Below are 20,113 nucleotides of genomic sequence, written 5' to 3'. Positions count from 1 at the left end.
TCCTTATTTGATGACGACTGTATAGTCCGTATTTTCTGTAATTAAGCGTTCAGCTCGTTCTAAATCTTGAGCATTTTTAAAGGAAATTTGTAGAATACCGTGAATATCCTCACGGTTTTCTTCGTTGATGTGGATATTAACCAAAGAAGTCCCACGTAGCAATTCCAAAATTCGCAAGATGACATCTTCTTCATCGGGAACATCGACATAGAGGTCGTAAGAGCTATCCACACCACCACGCTTATGTATTTCCATGGCCTGACGTTGCGCACGCGCTTGGTTGAAAAAGTTCCAGATTTGCTCTTCATCTCCCCTGCTGATGGCCTGACCAATCGCTTCCAAGCGTTCCTTGAAATCCGCAATTCGCTCTAGAATAGTCTCACGGTTAGACAAGAGAATAGAAGTCCACATACCTGGCTCGCTTTCCGCAATGCGAGTCATATCTCGAAATCCACCCGCCGCAAAGCGTCTTGCCATCTCATGTTCTTGAGCATAAACTGCTGTTTGTTCCATGAGACCTGATGCCAAGATATGGGGAAAATGGCTAATCTGTGAAGTTACTTGATCGTGCTCCTTGGCATCAATTTCAATGAAACGAGCATGGAGGCCTGAAAGTAGGTCCTTCATTTCTGAAAGGGTTTCTGGAGTGGTCAAGCTAGATGGAGTAAAGATATAGTAGGCATTTTCAAAGAGATTAACATCGGCAGAGGCAGCTCCTGTCTTGTGGCTACCAGCCATGGGATGAGCCCCGACAAAACGAATTGACTTGCCAGCCAAATATTCCTCCGCCACTTCCACAATGGCAGCCTTGGTTGAGCCCGCATCCGAGATAATGACGCCTTCTTTCAAGTTCAAACCTGCCAACTCCTGAATAAAAGCAATGGTCTGCTTGATTGGCAAGGTCAAGATGATGACATCTGCCAGAGGAGCAAAACTGGCAAAATCATCCGTCGCACGGTCAATCATCCCCCGCTCCAAGGCAATATCTCTAGAAGCCTGACTGCGATTATAACCTAGAATTTCATAATCAGGATGATCGCGTTTGATACCGAGTGCCATCGAGGCACCAATCAAACCGAGACCTGCGATATAGATGGTTTTTGCCATAGGAACTCCTTAATAGTTCTTTGTATACTCACGGTGTTTGGTTACCGCTTCTTTTAATTCCTCTAGGTTGTCCGATGAAAATTTTTCAAGGATTTCTTGCGCCAGAACCGTTGCCACAACAGCTTCCATGACCACACCTGCTGCTGGAAGGGCGGTCGGATCACTTCTCTCCACGGTTGCCTTGTAAGGTTCGTGGGTTTCGATATCCACACTCATAAGTGGTTTGTAAAGAGTGGGAATGGGTTTCATAACTCCACGAACAACAATTGGTTGCCCATTGGTCATACCACCTTCAAAACCACCTAGATTATTGGTACGACGAGTATAGCCGTCTTCTTTAGACCAGAGAATTTCATCCATAACTTGGCTGCCTTTGCGGTAACCAGCTTCAAATCCAAGACCAAATTCCACCCCTTTAAAGGCATTGATAGAAACAACTGCTTGGGCCAATCGCGCATCCAATTTTCTGTCCCATTGGACATAGGAGCCAAGGCCAACTGGAACGCCTCCGACGACTGTCTCTACAACCCCACCGATGGTATCACCGTCACGTTTGATTTGGTCAATATAGTCCTTGATTTCCTGTTCCCGCTCTTGGTTGACAATAGAAACTTCAGACTGGGCAGCTCGTTCCTTAATCTCAGCCACTGTCAGATTTTCAGGTACATCGATTTCCTTGCCACCAAAGACCACGACATGGTTGGCAATCTCCATATTTAGCTCAGCCAAAAGTCGTTTGGCTACTGCCCCAACAGCCACTCGCATGGTGGTTTCACGGGCAGATGACCTCTCCAAGGAATTTCGCAAATCATCAAAACGGTACTTAATGCCCCCAACTAAATCGGCATGACCTGGGCGAGGATGGGTAATTTTTCTCTTGCTTTTAAGGCGGTCTTCAATGTCCTCAGCAGACATGATATCCAGCCATTTTTGGTGGTCCTTATTGATGACATCCATGGTAATAGGTGCCCCTGTCGTCTTCCCGTGACGAACGCCCGAAGTAAAGACAACCTGGTCACTCTCAATCTTCATACGGCCACCACGACCGTAGCCACCCTGACGGCGTTTAAGGTCTCCATTAATATCCTCTGCTGTCAAAGGAAGTCCAGCTGGAATTCCTTCAATAATAGCCGTCAAACGGGGGCCGTGTGATTCTCCTGCAGTTAAATATCTCATACGTTCTCCTTATTTTACCAAGTAGTCTTTCATCTCTTCCAGAGAAACTGGGTGAATGGTCGCTGAACCAAGCTCTGGAACTAAGACCAATTTCAAGGTGTTTCCACGCGCTTTTTTATCATGAGTCAAAGCTTGATAAAGTTTGTCAACATCCCAGTTTTCATAATCAACAGGCAAGCCAAATTTCTGGCACATCTCTGTAATGGACTGGGTTATTCCTTCTGGCATGAGGCCTTTTCCCTCAGCAACCTTGGAAATCTGAACCATGCCCATAGCCACAGCTTCTCCATGCATGACCTTGCCATAACCGGCAGTTGCTTCAATAGCATGACCAATAGTGTGCCCAAAATTGAGGTAAAGACGAACACCGTTATCCAACTCATCTTCGACCACCATCTTGCGCTTAACCTGACAAGAATGTTCAATCAAAGTCTCTGCATGTTCCAAAATGCTCTCTACAGAACCATCTAGCTCCGTCAAGAGAGCCCAAAGTTCTGGATCCTCAATCAAGCCGTACTTGATAACCTCTCCCATCCCTTCAATCAACTCTCTTTTCCCAAGAGTTTTAAGGACAAGCGGGTCAATCAGAACCCCATCTGGTTGGGTAAAGGTACCCACCATATTTTTAGCAAATGGAGTATTGACACCTGTCTTACCACCGATAGAAGAATCAACCTGGGCTGTCAAACTAGTCGGAATCTGAACAAAGTGAATGCCCCGCATATAGGTAGAGGCTACAAAACCAGCCAGATCCCCAACAACACCTCCACCAAGAGCCACAATCCCATCGCTACGAGTCAAACCCTGCTTGACTAAAAATTCATAGACTTTCTGAACAGTTGTTAAATTCTTTCGTTCTTCGCCTTCTAAAAAGTCAAAAACAGCTACCTGAAAACCAGCATCTTCTAGGCTGAGTTTAACCTTCTCTGCATAGAGAGAAGCTACATGATTGTCGGTTACGATAACCACTTTTTGAGGTTGCCAGAGTTCTCGCAACCACTGACCAGCCTGAGCTAGACAACCTTTTTCAATCTGAATATCATAAGGATGATGCGGAATATCGATTCTGATTTTCATAGGAGGGTCTCCTTTTCACTATTTATATTTTTCTATTAAGGACTGCCAAATCTCTTCTGCCGGCATTTCTTTACCTGTCCACAGTTGAAAAGCTTCAGCAGCTTGATAGAGCAACATCCCCAGGCCGTTGACAGCTGAATTGCCCTGACTTCTAGCCCATTTCAAAAACGGCGTCTCAAAGGGTTGGTAAATGATATCTGCGACCAAGAAAGCCTTTGGTAAGACTATGCTTTCAGGAACTGGGGATGATTTGCCATCCATCCCAACACTAGTCGCGTTGACGAGCAGGTCCGACTCAGCAATCCTTGCTTGCAAGACAGAAAGATTTTCTAAAGCATACAAGTCCACTTTAAAACCTGTTTGCTCCTGCAACTTATCTAGGTAAGGTCTTGTTTTTTCTATAGAAGCTGAACGAACAAAGACTGAAATCTGACTGGCGCCATCCAAAATAGCCTGAGCCAAAATGGACTTGGCTGCACCACCTGCTCCCAGAATGGTCATTTTCTTATCTGAGATTGTAAAAGAAGGCAAGCTCTTAAAGAATCCCTTGCCATCTGTATTATATCCAATTAAAGTGCCATTATGATTAACAACCGTATTAACCGCCCCAATCAAACGAGCCTCATCACTCAACTCATCCAGATAAGGAATCACTTGCTCCTTGTAAGGCATAGACAGGTTGATGCCAAACATCTGGTAACGGCGAATATTGGCGACTGTTTCTGCCAAATCACCCGCTTCAATCTCCCAAGCTACATAGGCACCATTAATAGCTGTCGCCTCAAAGGCCCTATTGTGGATAAAGGGTGAAATAGAGTGTTTGATGGGATTGGCAACAACTGCAGCTAAACGTGTATAGCCATCAAGCTTCATCCAAAATCTCCCTGATTTTCTTCATGTTTGATAGCGAAATCTGACCTGGGGCACTCGCTTCATCCAGACTAGCAAATGACCAACTCGAACCCGTCACATCTGAAGTAATGCGTGATACCTTGCCCATTTTCCCCATGGAAATGGTCACGTACTCTTGCTCAGGGTTGAGTGTCTTAAATCCTCGAGTGTAGTTCATCAGGTCTAAAACATCCTGCTCCGTATGGGCCATAACTGATACCTTGACCACTTTCGGAGAGAGACTGGTCAACTCAGACAAAATTTCCATCATGTTTTCAGGTGTCTCCTGGAAATTATGGTAACTCAAAACAAGATTTGGAAAATCCAACATTTCCTCAAAAACATCCTTGTAGCTGAAATACTCAAAATCTACATAATCCGGTTGATAGAGTTGAGTAACTTCCTTGATGATTTGAACATACTCTTCTGAGGAAAGTTCGATTTCTCCTCCCTCAGCGCGAGTCCGAAGGGTAAAGACCAGTTCGCGTCCTGCAAATTTTTCAAAGATAGCAGGTGCTACCTGTAAAATAGCGTCCTTTGCAAGAAAGTCCGCACGCCACTCAATGATATCGGCATCTTCATACCTAGTTGCATCCAGTTCTTGCGCTTCTTCTATACTTCTTGGCATCACTGAAACGATCAATTTCATCTACTAACCTTCATACTAATCACCTTGAGGTAATTACTGCTTTCATCTTTTTTATTATAGGCAAAGTCTGCTGGAAGACCATATTGGTTCAAGATCTGATACCTTCTTCCTGCAAAACCTTTATCAATTTGTTCTGTAAATTTCTGGCGGGAAACATTGGCAGCATTGGTACTGGCAATGATAATGCCTCCCGGATTTAAAATCTCTAGACTCTGGGAAATCAACTTGTGATAGTCCTTAGCTACAGAGAATGTTTGTTTTTTATTGCGGGCAAAGCTCGGCGGATCAAGAACAATCACATCATAGGTCAAGCCTTTTCTCTTGGCGTACTTGAAGTACTCAAAGACATCCATAACGATAAAACGATGATTGTCCGTGCTGAGTCCATTTGCATGAAAATGGGCTTCTGACAGCTCTCTAGACCGTTTGGCCAAGTCGACAGAAGTCGTCTCACTGGCACCTCCCATAGCTGCAGCAACAGAAAAGGCCGCCGTATAGGAAAACATATTGAGCAAGGATTTGCCCATGGCTAGACCGTCAACCAGACTCCCACGAACCTCATGCTGGTCTAGGAAAATCCCTGTCATCAAGCCATCATTCATAAAGACTTGATAGAGCACGCCATTCTCAAGAACAGTAAAATAGTCTGGCGCTTCCTCACCATAAATATGGGCAGACTCGTAGTCTAGACCTTTAAAACGAATCTTCTCATAAGCTCCCAAGACCTCAGGGAAAACTTCCTTAAAAGCCTTTACGATCAGCTCACGAATCTGGTAAACAAAGGAGTTGTACCAAGAAAAAACAGCATAATCTCCATAGAGATCAACAGTCAGACCACCAAAACCATCCCCCTCTTGGTTAAAAAGGCGGAAGGCAGTGGTCAAGTCATCTTGATAATAAAGCTTTCTAGCTTCCTTGGCCTTACGAAACAGGATTTCAAAAAAGGCTTGATTGAAACGCACCTTTTCCTTGCTGATGAACCAGCCGATTCCCTTGTTCTGCTGAGAAAGATAGGCGCTCCCTAAAAACTTTCCGTCTTGACTAAGAACTTCTACTGCCTGATCCGTCAGTTCAATATCTGTTAAATCACTTGCTTCCAAAAGAACTAGACCCTTAGCTAGCTTTTTTTCAACGCGTCTGCTGACCCTAATTCTATTCATAGCTACTATTATAGCAAATTTTGTGACAATTCTCAAAAAAGAAACCGTTTAACCAGTTGTACTTTAGTTTACTGAGTGTCATTTTTGTTAAAATAAGTTTATTCCATTTACTTTCTCACCAAAACATTCTTTCCCTTATAATGGAAAGAGAGATTCTATTCGCTAAAAATAGACAAAAACAGAAATAAGTATAGAATCTTGCGCAAACGTTTGCCTAGTTCTAAACTTTATGGTAGAATAAAACACAACATTGACAAGTAAGAGGAAACATCATGCAAAATCAAACACTTATGCAATACTTTGAATGGTATCTGCCTCACGACGGCCAACACTGGGCTCGACTGACAAATGACGCAGAGCACCTAGCAAACCTTGGTGTCAGCCATGTCTGGATGCCACCTGCCTTCAAGGCAACCAACGAAAAAGATGTCGGCTATGGTGTTTACGATCTTTTTGACCTAGGCGAATTTCACCAAAAAGGAACTGTCCGTACCAAGTATGGGTTTAAAGAAGACTATCTTCAAGCCATTCAAGCCCTAAAAGCACAGGGAATTCAACCTATGGCCGATGTGGTGCTCAATCACAAGGCTGCTGCCGATCATATGGAAGCCTTTCAGGTTATTGAAGTGGACCCTGAGGATCGTACCGTTCAACTAAGCGAGCCCTTTACTATCAATGGCTGGACCCACTTCACCTTCGATGGTCGCCAAGATACCTACAATGACTTCCACTGGCACTGGTACCACTTCACAGGTACAGACTACGATGCCAAGCGCCGTAAGTCTGGCATTTATCTGATCCAGGGGGACAACAAAGGCTGGGCAAATGAGGAATTGGTCGATAACGAAAACGGTAACTACGACTACCTCATGTATGCTGACCTGGACTTTAAACACCCTGAAGTCATCCAAAACATCTATGACTGGGCTGACTGGTTCATGGAAACGACTGGTGTTGCTGGTTTCCGCTTGGATGCCGTTAAGCACATCGACTCCTTCTTTATGGGTAATTTCATCCGTGATATGAAGGAAAAATACGGTGACGATTTCTATGTTTTTGGTGAATTTTGGAACCCAGAAAAGGAAGCTAATCTAGACTACCTTGAAAAAACTGAAGAACGCTTTGACCTTGTCGATGTTCGCCTCCACCAAAATCTCTTTGAAGCTAGCCATGTTGGAGCAAGTTACGATCTTCGTAACATTTTCACAGATAGCTTGGTTGAACTCAAGCCTGACAAAGCAGTCACTTTCGTTGACAACCATGATACTCAACGAGGGCAAGCCCTTGAGTCTACTGTTGAAGAATGGTTCAAGCCAGCAGCCTATGCGCTCATCCTTCTTCGTGACCAAGGTCTTCCATGTGTATTTTACGGAGACTATTACGGCATTTCAGGAAAATACGCTCAACAAGATTTCAAAGAAGTTCTTGACCGTCTCCTAGCCATCCGAAAAGACTTGGCCTATGGAGAGCAAACAGACTACTTTGACGATGCCAACTGTATTGGATGGGTTCGTTCAGGTGCTGAAAACCAATCACCGCTTGCAGTCCTTATCTCAAACGACCAAGAAAACAGCAAATCTATGTTTGTCGGGCAAGAATGGGCTGACCAAACCTTTATTGACCTCCTTGAAAATCATCCAGCACAAGTGACAATCAATGCTGAAGGTTATGGAGAATTTCCAGTAGCAGCGGGTTCAGTCAGTGTCTGGGCAGCAAAATAAACCTATCAGGTACAAGTCAAATCCAACCGGATTTGGCTTTTTTGTATGCACAAAAAGACCTACCCAAATGGATAGATCTTTATTGTCTTATAATTTACCTGCTACTGCATCCAAGAGTTCTTGGATTTTCGCTTGGTTGCTTCCTCCTGCCATGGCCATGTCTGGTTTACCACCACCACGTCCATCGACGATTGGAGCCAATTCTTTGATCAGGTTTCCTGCATGCACATCTTTTGTCTTGCTTGCTACAAGAACGTTCACCTTGTCACCGATAGCTGCGACAAGAACAAGCACATCAGAGTAGTCTTTTTGTTTCCAGTTATCCGCAAAGGTACGAAGGGCACCTGCATCGGATACAGAAACTTGACTAGCAATGTAACGGTGACCATTTGCTTCTTGAACATTCTTGAAGACATCACCTGCTGCCGCTGCCGCTGCTTTTTCTTTCAACTCAGCATTTTCTTTTTGGAGCTGACGAAGTTGTTCTTGAAGTCCTTCAACCTTATGAGGTACTTCTTTGAGTTGAGGTGCTTTCAAGGTTGCTGCGACGGCTTTCAGAGCGTCTTCTTGTTCGCGGTAGGCTTCAAAGGCTTCCTTACCAGTCACTGCCAAGATACGGCGGGTACCTGAACCGATTCCTTCTTCTTTGACAATCTTGAAGAGACCGATTTCAGAAGTGTTGCCAACGTGGGTACCACCACAAAGCTCAACTGAGTAATCACCGATGGTCACAACGCGGACTTCTTTACCGTATTTCTCACCAAAGAGGGCCATGGCTCCCATTTCTTTAGCAGTGTCAATATCTGTCTCAACAGTTTCTACTGCAATTGCTTCCCAGATTTTCTCATTGACTTGCTGTTCAATGGCGCGCAATTCTTCAGGAGTTACGGCTTGGAAGTGCGTAAAGTCAAAGCGAAGGAATTCAACTTCGTTCAGAGATCCTGCTTGTGTCGCATGGTGACCAAGGATATTGTGAAGGGCAGCGTGAAGCAAGTGAGTCGCAGTGTGGTTTTTCATGACACGGTGACGACGATTTTTATCAATACTGAGTTTATAGTTTTTGTCCAAAGAAAGAGGTGCAAGAACTTCAACCGTATGCAATGGCTGTCCGTTTGGTGCTTTTTGAACATCTGTAACTTTGGCTACAAGTTTTCCTTCGGAATTATGGATTTTACCATGGTCAGAAACCTGTCCACCCATTTCAGCGTAGAATGGCGTTTCTGAAAATATGAGGGAGGCAGTGCCTTCTGATACAGCTTTTACCTCAACATTGTCAGCTACGATAGCTACAAGTCTACTACCTAGTTTTTCTTTTTTATAGTTAAAGCGACTTTCCACTGTAATGTTTTGAAGGGTTTCATTTTGCATAGCCATTGAGCCACCTTTGACAGCTGACGCACGCGCACGTTCTTGTTGCTCTTTCATGGCTGCTTCAAAACCTTCACGGTCTACAGTCATACCAGCTTCTTCAGCGATTTCTTCTGTCAACTCAACTGGAAATCCATATGTATCGTAGAGTTTGAAGACATCTTGCCCCGCGATAACGTTTTGACCTTTCGCTTTCAAATCAGCTACGATGCCTTGGGCAAAGTGTTGACCTGAATGAAGGGTACGGGCAAATGACTCTTCCTCGCTCTTAACGATTTTCTCGATAAAGTCTCGTTTTTCAAGGACTTCTGGGTAGTAGCTTTCCATGATTTTTCCAACAGTTGGAACTAATTTGTAAAGGAAAGGCTCGTTGATGCCCAATTTTTGACCGTGCATAGAAGCACGACGGAGCAAACGACGAAGGACATAACCACGACCTTCATTTCCAGGAAGGGCACCATCACCGATGGCAAATGAAAGAGAACGGATATGGTCAGCAATGACCTTGAAGCTCATGTTGTCGCCATCTTGGTCATAAACCTTACCAGACAATTTCTCAACTTCACGGATGATTGGCATGAAGAGGTCTGTTTCAAAGTTTGTCTTAGCCCCTTGGATAACTGCCACCAAACGCTCCAAACCAGCACCCGTATCAATATTCTTGTGTGGCAATTCCTTGTACTCACTACGAGGAACAGCAGGGTCTGCGTTAAATTGTGACAAAACGATGTTCCAGATTTCGATGTAACGATCGTTTTCGATATCCTCTGCAAGCAGACGAATACCGATGTTTTCTGGGTCAAAGGCTTCTCCACGGTCAAAGAAGATTTCTGTATCAGGTCCAGAAGGTCCCGCACCAATTTCCCAGAAGTTGTCTTCGATTGGAATCAAGTGGCTTGGGTCCACTCCTACTTCAATCCAGCGGTTGTAAGAATCTTTATCTTCAGGATAGTAGGTCATATAAAGTTTTTCAGATGGGAAATCAAACCATTCAGGGCTTGTCAAAAGCTCGTAAGCCCAAGTGATGGCTTCGTCACGGAAGTAATCCCCGATAGAGAAGTTCCCCAACATTTCAAACATAGTATGGTGACGCGCAGTCTTCCCTACGTTTTCAATATCGTTAGTACGGATAGCTTTTTGCGCATTGGTGATACGTGGATTTTCAGGAATGATGGTTCCGTCAAAATATTTCTTAAGGGTTGCTACCCCAGAGTTGATCCACAAAAGAGTTGGGTCGTTTACTGGAACCAAGCTGACTGATGGTTCTACAGAGTGACCTTTGCTTGCCCAGAAATCTAGCCACATTTGGCGAACTTGAGCACTAGATAGTTGTTTCATAATATCTCCTTATTACTTGTTTAATTTGATTGGCTTTCCAGCATTTCCACATAGTCAATCGCGACACAAAGGGAAATGATCAGATCTGCATAAGAGTCTTCATAGACGGTTACGGTGTAAGTCGAGGTCAGATGGAAAATTTCTTTCCGAATCTCGGCAATCACTTGGTCGCGGTCATCCAGCAATTTGAAATTTAAATCCCAAATATTGCCTTCGATGCGAAGTCCCAGATTATCAAACTCATACTTATCTCGCCAGAAGGTCAACTTCTTACGAATAACGAAATTTGAACCGTTTCGTAGCTGAATAGTAAAGCGAGGAAGCAAGGTGAAAAATTCTTTACTGATTTCACTGACTTGCTCACCATAGGCGTCATAGATGGTAAAGGTCTTAGGAATTTGGAAGAAAGATCCCTCCACCTGATAGTTCACTACTCCTCTATCATCCTTGATATCGAAGCGTTCGCCTCCAAGACGAAACTTTTGTTTCACGAGAAATGTCTTCATAAACACCTCCAAAAATCAAAAGACAAGCTCACATCACGAAGGGCGAAAAACCGCGGTACCACCTTCATTCAATGAACTTGTCATTCTCTTATTCTTATGCAATTGTTACAATCGAGTAGCATGATTTTCTATCTTAGATGGCTCGCAGCACCGCCAATTCTCTGAACTAAGATGGGGAGAAAATCAATTCTCAACATTCCTATTATACTGTTTTTTTGAGTTTGAGTCAACTGGGAAAGCAAGCACTTGCAATTTCATTATATGTATCATTATCAAATCGATTTATTGTTAAAGAATATTATTGACGAAGTAAGTCAAGCATTTCATTATTAAGTGTTTGATAACAAGAGAAATAGCTATCATCAATCTCAAATGTATCTTGTAAAATAAAGCGTAAGGTATCTATTGTCTGTTGCAATTTCTTTGAATTGACTAGTTTACTATCAATCTCTGATAAGCCATGTGCCACCTTATTTCTCTCGCCATTTAAGCTATTTATTAGCTTTATGGACTTAAGTAATTCAGGAGAAACTTGATAATAAGATAGAATATTTTCATAAGACAAGAGATTTAAGGTTGACTGAGGTGAATAGATTCTTTCCTTCTCATCTTTTATACCCTTAGCTTTCTTAAATTCTAGGTCAATGAAATCTAAAATAGCTTCAAAATCCTTGTATTCTTCATTTAACTTTGGAAAAGTTCCGTCATATTTGATCAATTCTGGATAATCTTTCTTTATCTTTTCCTCGATGATAAATTCAACATAAGACTTTGATTTGATTAAGACATCAGCAACCTGCCCTCTCTCTTTCAAAACTTCAATCATTAAAAAGTAATTAAGAGCTTTTTTCTCAACCTCTGTAAGTGAATATCCCTGAATATCTTTTAAAATCGCTTGGGTTTTAAATACTTTTACAAAATCATTTAATAGTTCTCTTAAACGAGCTAATTTCTTTTTAGAAAGTAATTTATTGTATTCTTTTCTAGTAATTAATTCTTCCGCAGCAAGATAATCATAAGAAGAGATTAAATTTCTTAAGTGGCGCTTGATAAGAGACTGGTTAAATTTTTCAGCTTCATCTTTGATTGTACGATCTTCGTAATCCTTTTGGTTATCCTCGTTCTCGTCAAAAAGCTTCTGTTCATCTTCACTTGACAGTGGTACATACTTTCTGTTTGCAGATTTGTTAGGAGTTGTAACCTGTATGGCCTGCGTATTATAATCATTAATTCGATTTAAGGCAAATAAAGCAGAAATAATCTGAGGTGTCCCTGAGGATAGATTTAAGATTAATTGATGATCTGTTCCAGAATATTTTTCAATAATCTGTCCCATCACTTCATACATTTTATCAAACAGATAGACTTCATCATTTTTCAATATGATTGATTCAATAACCACTTTAGGATGATAACCCTCTATTGAACATAATGCTTTCTCAACAAGATCTTTTTTTACTAACATTTCTTCACTATAAACCAAAACAATTTGTTCAGGTCTGTATGTTCGAGCAATATGTAATAAAGCTGCATCTCGATTATTGCTTATCGGATCTGTCGTTCCAACTGCTGAAATCAAAATTTCCAAGATATTCTACCTCTCATTATTTCAGTAATTCTAATAATTCCTTATTTAAGTCCTTGTAAAAATTAAAATCTTTCTCAGTGAGTTGATATTGTTCCTTGACTAGTCCTTTTAAGGTTTTTAGGACAGGACCTAACTGTTTTAATTCCTCAGAATCTAATGGATCCAATTTATGAGCTACAGTATTTCGTGTTTTGTTTATTTTCAAAATCGGTTTGATTTTGTAATACAATGTCCGATTTTTTATTTGAAGAATCTTATTATAATCCTGAATTCCGAGGTAATATTTCTCTGATTCATTCACGTAATTATCCAGAAATTCTGGATAACGATTTTCGATATAGTCTTCTAAGATAAACTCTGTAAGGTTTTTAATTCTAATCAGACCTTCACTAAAATTACCACGTTCTTTTTGTAAATCAATAGTCAAATAAGCATTTAGTACTTTTTTCTGTTCTTCACTCCATTTTTTCTTTTGGAGGACTTGAGGTATATCTTGCCTATCTAATGAATCCACAATATCTTGTAACTTTTTGCGACAATCTTTCAATCCAGGGAAGTCAGGCAACTGATTTGCTATCTCTAAACTAGCTTTATAATCATATTTCTTAATAAAATCACGTAAAGTTTTTTTCATTAAGCCTTGTTTAAACTTATCTGAAGTATCTTCAATAGTTCGATCGACATAGTCCTGCTTATTATCCATATTTGTATCAATTAGTACATCAATATCTTCCGAATCATCATGCCTAACGCCAGCATTCGATTTTTTTTCAGGACTTGGAACTTGTACTGCCTTGACATTGATTTCACTTAGTCTATTAAGAACAAATAAAGCTGATTTTATTTGAGGAGTTCCACTTGAAAGATTAAGAATAAATTCGTCGTCTTTTGTATAATACTCTTGTATAATAGCATCAAATTGATCAAACATGGTATCAAAAATATGTACTTCATTGTTTAAAATGATTGGTTCATGGTATACAATCTCTGGGAGGTATTCAGAATCAATAGAACGAATTACTTTCTCAATATCATCTTTCTTACGAATCAGTTCCTCAGAAAAAACAATAATAATCTTATCTGGACGGTATTTTCTCGCAATATGTACTAAAGCTCCATCGTGAAAATTACGGATTGGATCCGTATTCCCCACTGCTGAAATCAAAACCTTCATTTAGTAATCTCCTTAATCATAAAGTTTGCCTTGCCCATCTCATAGAAAGACTCGTCATTCATTATCAATTTTCGGGTTGCTTGTGTTGTTTTAACACTTTTCATTGGTGCTTTTGTTAGTTTCAACACACCTTTTCCAACCATCTTAGTGGTTCTGCTATTCTGATAACGTTCTTGCAAAATACCATTTGCTTGTTTAAAAATTGTTTTTGTCCAAGCTCCACTACCAGCACCCAAGTATATAGGATATTGAAGATTTGGCTGAATTTTATTTTCAGGAAAATCTGATAAGAAAAAGTTTTTATATTCTTTGTAAAAGGCTTGCGCTCTCTTTCCTAATTCCTCAATTAGGACTCCAGCTTCCTTAGTAGTTGTAGTAATGGTGAAATTGATTTTAGTTAAGGGTGCGATCGCTTCCCTATATAAAGGTAGAGGCTTAGGAATAGGGGGCTTGACTTTATGATCCCATTTTTGAACTAAAATAAGACTGGCATTGCTAAATGGTTTGCTATCACTAACACGAATAGCGTTAAACAAGTCATCATAGTTCTGCCCTTTTTTTGCTCCCCAAGGAATCAAAGATTTGTTTTCCTTTTTATCTTGCAAAACATTTTTATTATTCCAGTCGGGATTGGTATTCATCAAAATAGTCCGAATAGCTCCCTTTAATGAACTTCCAGGAATATAGGGATTACCAAAAGGATCTCTTATAAACTTTGATACTTGATTTAATGCGCCTCCTCTTAAATAGTTATTATTTGTTTCTAACTTAGTTTCTATAATTCTATAGCCACCAAAATTACGGTCAGAAATACGGTTATCTTCTAAAAAGGAAATCAAGCGATTATTTCTAGCGCTTGGCTTTGTCTCTTGTAAAAAACGCTCAAACTTTTGATCGTAACCTTTCTCCACCATTCGATTATAAAACTTACCCATATCAGGGAAATAAAAGTACCCATTTTCATAGATAAATTCTCGAGAAGTATATTTTTCACCATTCCCAATATGGATAGGAGCCATAGCTAGGAGGCTGAATTGAAAGGTTCTATATTCTGTTTTCATCTTTCTCCCTCCATCTTGAAAAATAGTGGTTTAGCATAGTTTAATACTTCATGCGGGAAATCAAGAGGTCTTACATCCACAATCTGTCCTGTATAGGTTTCAGAGAAAGTAGATCCAGAAGCAAACTTATATAAATCCTGCTTACGGTAATTTTCCTTAGTTTCTGTACTAAAAGCAAAACCACTTGATTTACTTAGTAAATAGGAACCAGTTTCCATAGCATATTCAAGTTCCTTTTCAACTGGTAGAGAAGTTGTCAAGGTCATCACAGGTCCTTGATGGGCCTTGGTGAGACGATTTTTGAAGCTATCTGGTAAATCTAATATAGTCAAATCAAATTGTCCATAACCACTGGAACGTTTGCCACCAATTCCTGTATACTGTAAGCTTGTCATAAGTTCATTTAATAGCTCAGACTCTTTAGCAATCACGTAAAGACAAGACTCATCTCTAAATCTAACGGTAGACACTTGGAAAAGATTTCCATCTACATGAGGTTGGTTTTTAGTGACGATATTTGTTACTGCATGATCTGCGTCTTTAAAAAGCGTTCCATTTACATAAGAATCAAATTTATCCAAAGGGATAAACTGAAGTTTCTTTGCCATTTTCGCTTGACGTCTTACTTCTTTAACATCTGTTGTTAAGTCTGGCTGTTCAAACTTTGGAAATCCTATCGGTTTCGGTAAAAATGGACCTGACTGATAAGGAAAGGCATCAGTCAAAACAAAATCATCTTGACCCGCTGTTGACACGAATTCCTCCATTTTCCCCATTTTTTTTGCTTCTAAGACCAGAGCTGAAAACAAGCGGTCAGCTGCAAAAGTCATTTTAGAACTATCCAGACTACCTGCTCCAAAGTGAGCAGTATGGAAGTTCATAATATACATCTTATAGGTCATACTAGACCTCCGTAGTTAAAAGTTCATTCAATCTACTAACATTATAGTTTCCGAAAACTGTATTTGCTTTAAGATTCTCAAAAGCAACCTTACCATATCCACGAGAGCCTGAACCACCTAAATAATCAAGTTCCAACAGTTTTAATCCATCAAGAATCACTTTGAAGTCTTCTTCTACTTGAGCTTGACTCTTGTCTGTCACCTCATAGATCAACTCAAATCCAAAGACACTGTCTCGGATGGCACGTTCAATTTGTCTTGGATTTGCTTCAGCAGTGATACGGTCAATAGTATTTTCAAACTTAACTTCAGTATAACCTTTGACAGCTCGTGAATCTAAATCTTTTTTGTTAGTTAAAAAGGCATCTCTAAAAATGAGTCTTCCTACTTTATAGTCTTTGTTTGAACTATTCCCAAAGAGACGACTAATAATTTCCCCATCGTCTCCTGGTTTTTCTGCTAATGTAGTATTATATACTTTTGCCAGAAGGGTACGCATTTTCCCTTTGATACTAGATCCTGGAATAATAGGTAAGTTTGTTATTGGATCTTTAATCACAGGTGAGTCCGTAGCACCAATCGCTGCAAAAGCATTGCTGGTCCCAATATGAAGTCCTGTCTCTAGACGGATTTGTGCTGTTACTTGAATTTTTGCAAATGCCATTAATCGTTTCCTCCATAAAATTTAAAATAAGCTACTAGCGCTTCCATATAGCGACAAAAACGTTGGAGACTTTCCCTACTATTAATTTCTTTTAAAATTGGTAGAATCTCACCTTTTTGAACTAAGTCCAGTACCGCCTCTTCACGTCCTGATTGATAGACGAATTGGACCTTCAAATAGGCAATCCTATCCTTCAATTCTTCGTACTCACGTACCTTACTTTCATCAAAGAGGGTACTCGTTAAACTCAATAAGTTTCGTAGTTTACTCATGGATAGAACATCTGAATTTCTATTTTTAAAATTACGTTTATCAGTTACTAAATTTTTAATGGTTTTCTCTGCCTTATCTACGTAATTATCATCTGTTAAAATTGCCATCTATGAATCCTTTCTAATCTCATAAATATATAGAAGTAAAGCTATCTCTGCTTCCTTACGTTCATTTTCGTTACCTGTATACCAAGAAAAGAATAAATCTTTAAACTCTTTAAACTCTTCTTTTTTATCCTTAGAAGTTTGATCTTCTAAGCGGGTCAAATAATAGGCTAATCGAGCAATATTCATACGATCGTAGTTGCGAAGGAGCTCAATAAGTCTGTATACAAAACTCTTTCCTCGCTCATCTTGAATATTAAAGTAGTAACGAATACTCTTCAGTTTCCCATTATAAACATTGTCAATAAATTGGTCGAACTTCAAGGTATAATTTTTTTCAAAAAGGGAGATACTATCCTTGTCGTTATCCTTGGCTGCTCCTTCTAGATTGCCAGTTTCTTCAGCCATTAGGCTAACTGGAGTTTTATCTGGAAAGAGGCCGATCCCTGCTGATAGGGTTAATTTGCCATTTGTCCACTTGATAAAGTTTTGTCGGAGGCAAATAGTAAACTCAATAATATCCTGCCAGGAACCGATCGCAAATACATCATCTCCACCGGCATAGATAATCGATAGTTTTTTCTCTTTGGCAAACTGGTTGATATAGACCTTAAAGAAGAGACTCATACTTCTAGAGAAGGTTGCCGAGCGTGCCAGAGTATTATACTTGCCACCATCTTGATAAGAGAACCCAGCCATAAAGGCGGCTCCTAGGTCATCCACATCTAGTCGAACAACTGCTAATCGCTTAATCCCTTGTCCAGTTTTACTATCCTGAGATAGTTTGGCATACTGGTCAATCTCAGCATATTTGTAATCTCCGACAAAGACATGCGTTGCTTTTAGAATATCTGTACTATAGCTATTCTTTACATAGACACGGTCCCACTCTTCATTAGCGAGGTCGGCTTTGGAAATACCACTAATATAGGCTCCCGGACCTATCGGCAGGCCTTTTTCTTTTGTCACAATATAGTAGTTTTCTTGTATCTCCTTAGCAAAGCGATACATCCCAGCACAGATATGGCAGACCTCTTGTTCTTTATACTTGGTAAGCTTTTCGACTGAGTGGCAAATAGCACATTCTCTCTGGGAACTTTTTCCTCCTTGGTTGAGTTCAAGGAGAGTTTTGGCATCATAACGAGAAATTTTCTTTTGGGAAATCATCCGACTAGTTGTTTGATAGACTTTTCGATAGTCGGCCAGTGTCGTTGTCATATCATTGGCAGAAAACGGACTCCAACCAAATGCTACGTACAGACCCGTCTGGAAATGCTTGACCAGAAACTGATTGAATTCTGCTTCAAAGTTAGCCAAGGTTTCTCTAGTTTTTTCGGTGTTTGGAAGGATAAAGTAGGCGTGCCCTCCACCAACGTAGAGAAGATTAGCCCTCGTAAGCTCTAACTTCTCCAGTAAGCTGTCAGCGATATGTTCCCCCATAAAATCTAGATACAAGGAACGTGCTTTTAGTTGCTTGGCTGCACCAGCTGTTGCGATATTGTAGATAAAATCCTGAATCCCTGACAAGTCAAAACTTGCTAATAAAAAGGCTTTCTCGCTATAAAAAGCTTCTAAATCTTGTCCCAGTACCTTCTCATAGTCACGGCAATTCTTGTCTGCTAAATAGTCTTCTATGGCTAGGGCAAAGCCAGCTGTTAGACGACTGTATGTTGCTAGAGAAATATCTGACAATTCCTTGGTCCTTGTCGAAACAGGCACATAGGAAAGAGTAGACTCAAGGAGATTCAAAAGAGCATCTATCTCAGACTGGCTAAAGTCCAATCGCTCAAACTCTTTTTCTAAGGTTTCTACTATCAAGTCATAATCTGACTGGTCAGACGGCTCACTCGATCCCTTAGCATAGTTTGGTTCCCCGTCAAGCTCTAATAGTCGTGCATCAAGATAACGCTGACTAGGGCTATCTGAAAATACATTGAAGATATCCGATTGTTTGCTTAGGAAATCTTCTTTACCTCCATGAGTATCTGCTGCTCCTTTTAGGCCTGAAGCAATCTTTGCAGCAGCTGACGTGATATAGACCAAACTATCAGGAGCAAAGTCCGTCGGCAAATCACTAGAAGTCGCCTTGGCTATCTGCTGGGCTATTTTTTCATTATCCGAAAAGCGTCTAAACCATTCGGACCCAATGGTACCCAGGTCTTTCTCATCATACCTGGAACCTTGAATCACTTTGCCGATAGCGTGCAAAAGCGATCCATAAACTAAATCAATCTTTTCTTTCTTCAAGTTCTAAACCTCCCATCCCTAGGCTAGTTTTCATACCTAGACCTGAGTATTCCCCAAATTTTAGAAGCATATTGGCATATGCTTTCAAGGTATTTGGACCTGTAATCTTAAAGGTCAACCTTCCCCTGAATCCAGGGATTTTTTTGCCATGGACTTTAAAATAGCTGGATTCCAATCGATAGCTGGTAATTCTACTGTGCTTGACCAAGTAGTCCAGAGTTTCCTCTTCGATGTCCTGACGATTCTCGACCAGACGTGCATACTTCATCATCAAACTCTGAAAGATGAGACGCATGGTCGGAAAGAGCACATACTCTCCCTGAGAGCGAAATCCTGTCGGAGTTTGAAAATGAATGGTAAAGAGTGACCGATCTTGGTTTTCATTAAAAAACTCAAAGAGTTGCTCCGAACTGAGATCTTGCATGGACAAAGACTCAACCATGAGAGTCGGTAAATCATGAAGTTCTACTCTTTTTAGCTCCAATAGAACAGGCAAAATCTGCTTGACAGCCTCATCCGTCAGGAGATGAAGGAACCATAGGGTCTTGTCCTTTTGATGGATGATTTTTAGTGAATAGGGGTTGGTCTCCTGTTCATGTAACCAAGTCACATAGTCTGGTTCTAGCTTTTCCATGAGAAAACCTTGGAATTTTGTCGATAGGTCGTTCGGTGATTGGTCAATTCGCTTAAATGATAGTTCGATGCGTTTCATATGCCTCCTTTATTGATACAATTGCGCTTTTGCTTTGTCATGAGCGCTTTTTTCTTTTACTTTTGGAATCCTTTTCCCTTATGAAACTGTCCCCTCTCGAGGTAGATAGGTAGCTATACGGAATTGAACTTGAATCCTAAAGGCGAGTTTTACCTTTGTTTTCCGGCCCCTCGCGAGGTAGATAGGGGGCTATACGGGCGGTAGCTTTCGCTGGCTTCCGTCCAGACCAATTGGTTTCCGGCCCCTACCGGGGTAGATAGGGGGCTATACCAAACGGAACTACGAAAGTAGAAGAAAATGGATCTGTGTTTCCGACCCCTCGCGAGGTAGATAGGTATCTATACTATCGGAATTTAGCGCAGTTTGGTAGCGCACTTGCGTTTCCGGCCCCTCGC

The 20,113-nt window shown here is 40.7% G+C and carries 17 protein-coding genes; 1 reads left to right on the top strand and 16 read right to left on the bottom strand.

What is annotated here, in order from left to right; all coding sequences use genetic code 11:
• Window positions 1–3 precede the first annotated feature (3 nt).
• From AB2B49_RS04165 to AB2B49_RS04140, 6 genes are read right to left on the bottom strand one after another with little or no spacing between them, the layout of a single operon-like run.
• Window positions 4–1,107: a prephenate dehydrogenase gene (locus AB2B49_RS04165; RefSeq protein ID WP_049490172.1), complete on the bottom strand. Its 1,104-nt coding sequence runs from the start codon at window positions 1,105–1,107 to the stop codon at window positions 4–6.
• Window positions 1,108–1,116: 9 nt separating this feature from the next.
• Complete coding sequence (gene aroC / locus AB2B49_RS04160; protein ID WP_001269883.1) at window positions 1,117–2,283, bottom strand: chorismate synthase; 1,167 nt, start codon at window positions 2,281–2,283, stop codon at window positions 1,117–1,119.
• A 9-nt stretch (window positions 2,284–2,292) separates the two neighbouring features.
• Window positions 2,293–3,360 (bottom strand): 3-dehydroquinate synthase, encoded by a 1,068-nt coding sequence (aroB, locus tag AB2B49_RS04155; RefSeq protein WP_320691946.1) that lies wholly within the window; start codon window positions 3,358–3,360, stop codon window positions 2,293–2,295.
• Window positions 3,361–3,378: 18 nt separating this feature from the next.
• Window positions 3,379–4,233: a shikimate dehydrogenase gene (locus tag AB2B49_RS04150; RefSeq protein ID WP_320691945.1), complete on the bottom strand. Its 855-nt coding sequence runs from the start codon at window positions 4,231–4,233 to the stop codon at window positions 3,379–3,381.
• Window positions 4,223–4,900 (bottom strand): type I 3-dehydroquinate dehydratase, encoded by a 678-nt coding sequence (aroD, locus tag AB2B49_RS04145; RefSeq protein ID WP_000767747.1) that lies wholly within the window; start codon window positions 4,898–4,900, stop codon window positions 4,223–4,225. The genes AB2B49_RS04150 and aroD overlap by 11 nt, the downstream gene beginning before the upstream one ends.
• The gene (locus tag AB2B49_RS04140; protein WP_320691944.1) at window positions 4,897–6,060 is read right to left on the bottom strand and encodes a class I SAM-dependent rRNA methyltransferase; all 1,164 of its coding nucleotides are present in this window, start codon (window positions 6,058–6,060) and stop codon (window positions 4,897–4,899) included. Before AB2B49_RS04140 ends, aroD begins: the two co-directional genes overlap by 4 nt.
• 272 nt (window positions 6,061–6,332) lie before the next feature.
• Here AB2B49_RS04140 and AB2B49_RS04135 point away from each other — a divergent pair, with 272 nt between their 5' ends.
• The gene (locus AB2B49_RS04135; RefSeq protein WP_320691943.1) at window positions 6,333–7,781 is read left to right on the top strand and encodes an alpha-amylase; all 1,449 of its coding nucleotides are present in this window, start codon (window positions 6,333–6,335) and stop codon (window positions 7,779–7,781) included.
• A gap of 87 nt (window positions 7,782–7,868) precedes the next feature.
• On the opposite strand, the gene alaS is transcribed toward AB2B49_RS04135, so the two are convergent.
• From alaS to cas6, 10 genes are all read right to left on the bottom strand, one after another.
• Window positions 7,869–10,487 carry an alanine--tRNA ligase gene (gene alaS, locus AB2B49_RS04130; RefSeq protein WP_320691942.1) on the bottom strand — a complete coding sequence of 873 codons (2,619 nt, stop codon included), beginning with the start codon at window positions 10,485–10,487 and terminating at the stop codon, window positions 7,869–7,871.
• 20 nt (window positions 10,488–10,507) lie between these two features.
• Complete coding sequence (locus AB2B49_RS04125) at window positions 10,508–10,993, bottom strand: LURP-one-related/scramblase family protein (protein ID WP_049505511.1); 486 nt, start codon at window positions 10,991–10,993, stop codon at window positions 10,508–10,510.
• A gap of 298 nt (window positions 10,994–11,291) precedes the next feature.
• Complete coding sequence (gene csm6 / locus AB2B49_RS04120; protein ID WP_049505512.1) at window positions 11,292–12,581, bottom strand: type III-A CRISPR-associated CARF protein Csm6; 1,290 nt, start codon at window positions 12,579–12,581, stop codon at window positions 11,292–11,294.
• 16 nt (window positions 12,582–12,597) lie between these two features.
• Window positions 12,598–13,755, bottom strand: coding sequence for a type III-A CRISPR-associated CARF protein Csm6 (gene csm6, locus AB2B49_RS04115; RefSeq protein ID WP_049505513.1), 1,158 nt, complete (start codon window positions 13,753–13,755; stop codon window positions 12,598–12,600).
• The gene (csm5, locus tag AB2B49_RS04110) at window positions 13,752–14,816 is read right to left on the bottom strand and encodes a type III-A CRISPR-associated RAMP protein Csm5 (protein WP_049505514.1); all 1,065 of its coding nucleotides are present in this window, start codon (window positions 14,814–14,816) and stop codon (window positions 13,752–13,754) included. The genes csm6 (AB2B49_RS04115) and csm5 overlap by 4 nt, the downstream gene beginning before the upstream one ends.
• The gene (gene csm4 / locus AB2B49_RS04105; RefSeq protein ID WP_049505515.1) at window positions 14,813–15,718 is read right to left on the bottom strand and encodes a type III-A CRISPR-associated RAMP protein Csm4; all 906 of its coding nucleotides are present in this window, start codon (window positions 15,716–15,718) and stop codon (window positions 14,813–14,815) included. Before csm4 ends, csm5 begins: the two co-directional genes overlap by 4 nt.
• A 1-nt stretch (window position 15,719) precedes the next feature.
• Window positions 15,720–16,382, bottom strand: a complete 663-nt coding sequence (csm3, locus tag AB2B49_RS04100) for a type III-A CRISPR-associated RAMP protein Csm3 (protein ID WP_049505516.1) — start codon at window positions 16,380–16,382, stop codon at window positions 15,720–15,722.
• Window positions 16,382–16,762: a type III-A CRISPR-associated protein Csm2 gene (gene csm2 / locus AB2B49_RS04095; RefSeq protein WP_061586855.1), complete on the bottom strand. Its 381-nt coding sequence runs from the start codon at window positions 16,760–16,762 to the stop codon at window positions 16,382–16,384. The genes csm3 and csm2 overlap by 1 nt, the downstream gene beginning before the upstream one ends.
• Complete coding sequence (cas10, locus tag AB2B49_RS04090; protein ID WP_049505518.1) at window positions 16,763–19,006, bottom strand: type III-A CRISPR-associated protein Cas10/Csm1; 2,244 nt, start codon at window positions 19,004–19,006, stop codon at window positions 16,763–16,765.
• Entirely contained in the window at window positions 18,987–19,718 is a 732-nt protein-coding gene (cas6, locus tag AB2B49_RS04085; protein WP_049505519.1) for a CRISPR-associated endoribonuclease Cas6, read from the bottom strand. Before cas6 ends, cas10 begins: the two co-directional genes overlap by 20 nt.
• Between the last annotated feature and the right edge of the window lie 395 nt (window positions 19,719–20,113).

Source organism: Streptococcus jiangnanensis (genome assembly GCF_040888325.1).
Taxonomy (GTDB): domain Bacteria; phylum Bacillota; class Bacilli; order Lactobacillales; family Streptococcaceae; genus Streptococcus; species Streptococcus jiangnanensis.
Note: the sequence above shows the minus strand (reverse complement) of the source record. Positions and strands in the feature narration are given on the sequence as shown.

Bases quoted from the DNA above. Each gene is read 5' to 3' on its own strand.
- aroC (WP_001269883.1), bottom strand. From the start codon at position 2,283: ATGAGATATTTAACTGCAGGAGAATCACACGGCCCCCGTTTGACGGCT.
- alaS (WP_320691942.1), bottom strand. From the start codon at position 10,487: ATGAAACAACTATCTAGTGCTCAAGTTCGCCAAATGTGGCTAGATTTC.
- AB2B49_RS04165 (WP_049490172.1), bottom strand. From the start codon at position 1,107: ATGGCAAAAACCATCTATATCGCAGGTCTCGGTTTGATTGGTGCCTCG.
- csm2 (WP_061586855.1), bottom strand. From the start codon at position 16,762: ATGGCAATTTTAACAGATGATAATTACGTAGATAAGGCAGAGAAAACC.
- aroB (WP_320691946.1), bottom strand. From the start codon at position 3,360: ATGAAAATCAGAATCGATATTCCGCATCATCCTTATGATATTCAGATT.
- csm6 (WP_049505513.1), bottom strand. From the start codon at position 13,755: ATGAAGGTTTTGATTTCAGCAGTGGGGAATACGGATCCAATCCGTAAT.
- csm5 (WP_049505514.1), bottom strand. From the start codon at position 14,816: ATGAAAACAGAATATAGAACCTTTCAATTCAGCCTCCTAGCTATGGCT.
- aroD (WP_000767747.1), bottom strand. From the start codon at position 4,900: ATGAAATTGATCGTTTCAGTGATGCCAAGAAGTATAGAAGAAGCGCAA.
- cas6 (WP_049505519.1), bottom strand. From the start codon at position 19,718: ATGAAACGCATCGAACTATCATTTAAGCGAATTGACCAATCACCGAAC.
- csm3 (WP_049505516.1), bottom strand. From the start codon at position 16,382: ATGGCATTTGCAAAAATTCAAGTAACAGCACAAATCCGTCTAGAGACA.
- AB2B49_RS04135 (WP_320691943.1), top strand. From the start codon at position 6,333: ATGCAAAATCAAACACTTATGCAATACTTTGAATGGTATCTGCCTCAC.
- csm4 (WP_049505515.1), bottom strand. From the start codon at position 15,718: ATGACCTATAAGATGTATATTATGAACTTCCATACTGCTCACTTTGGA.
- AB2B49_RS04150 (WP_320691945.1), bottom strand. From the start codon at position 4,233: ATGAAGCTTGATGGCTATACACGTTTAGCTGCAGTTGTTGCCAATCCC.
- AB2B49_RS04125 (WP_049505511.1), bottom strand. From the start codon at position 10,993: ATGAAGACATTTCTCGTGAAACAAAAGTTTCGTCTTGGAGGCGAACGC.
- AB2B49_RS04140 (WP_320691944.1), bottom strand. From the start codon at position 6,060: ATGAATAGAATTAGGGTCAGCAGACGCGTTGAAAAAAAGCTAGCTAAG.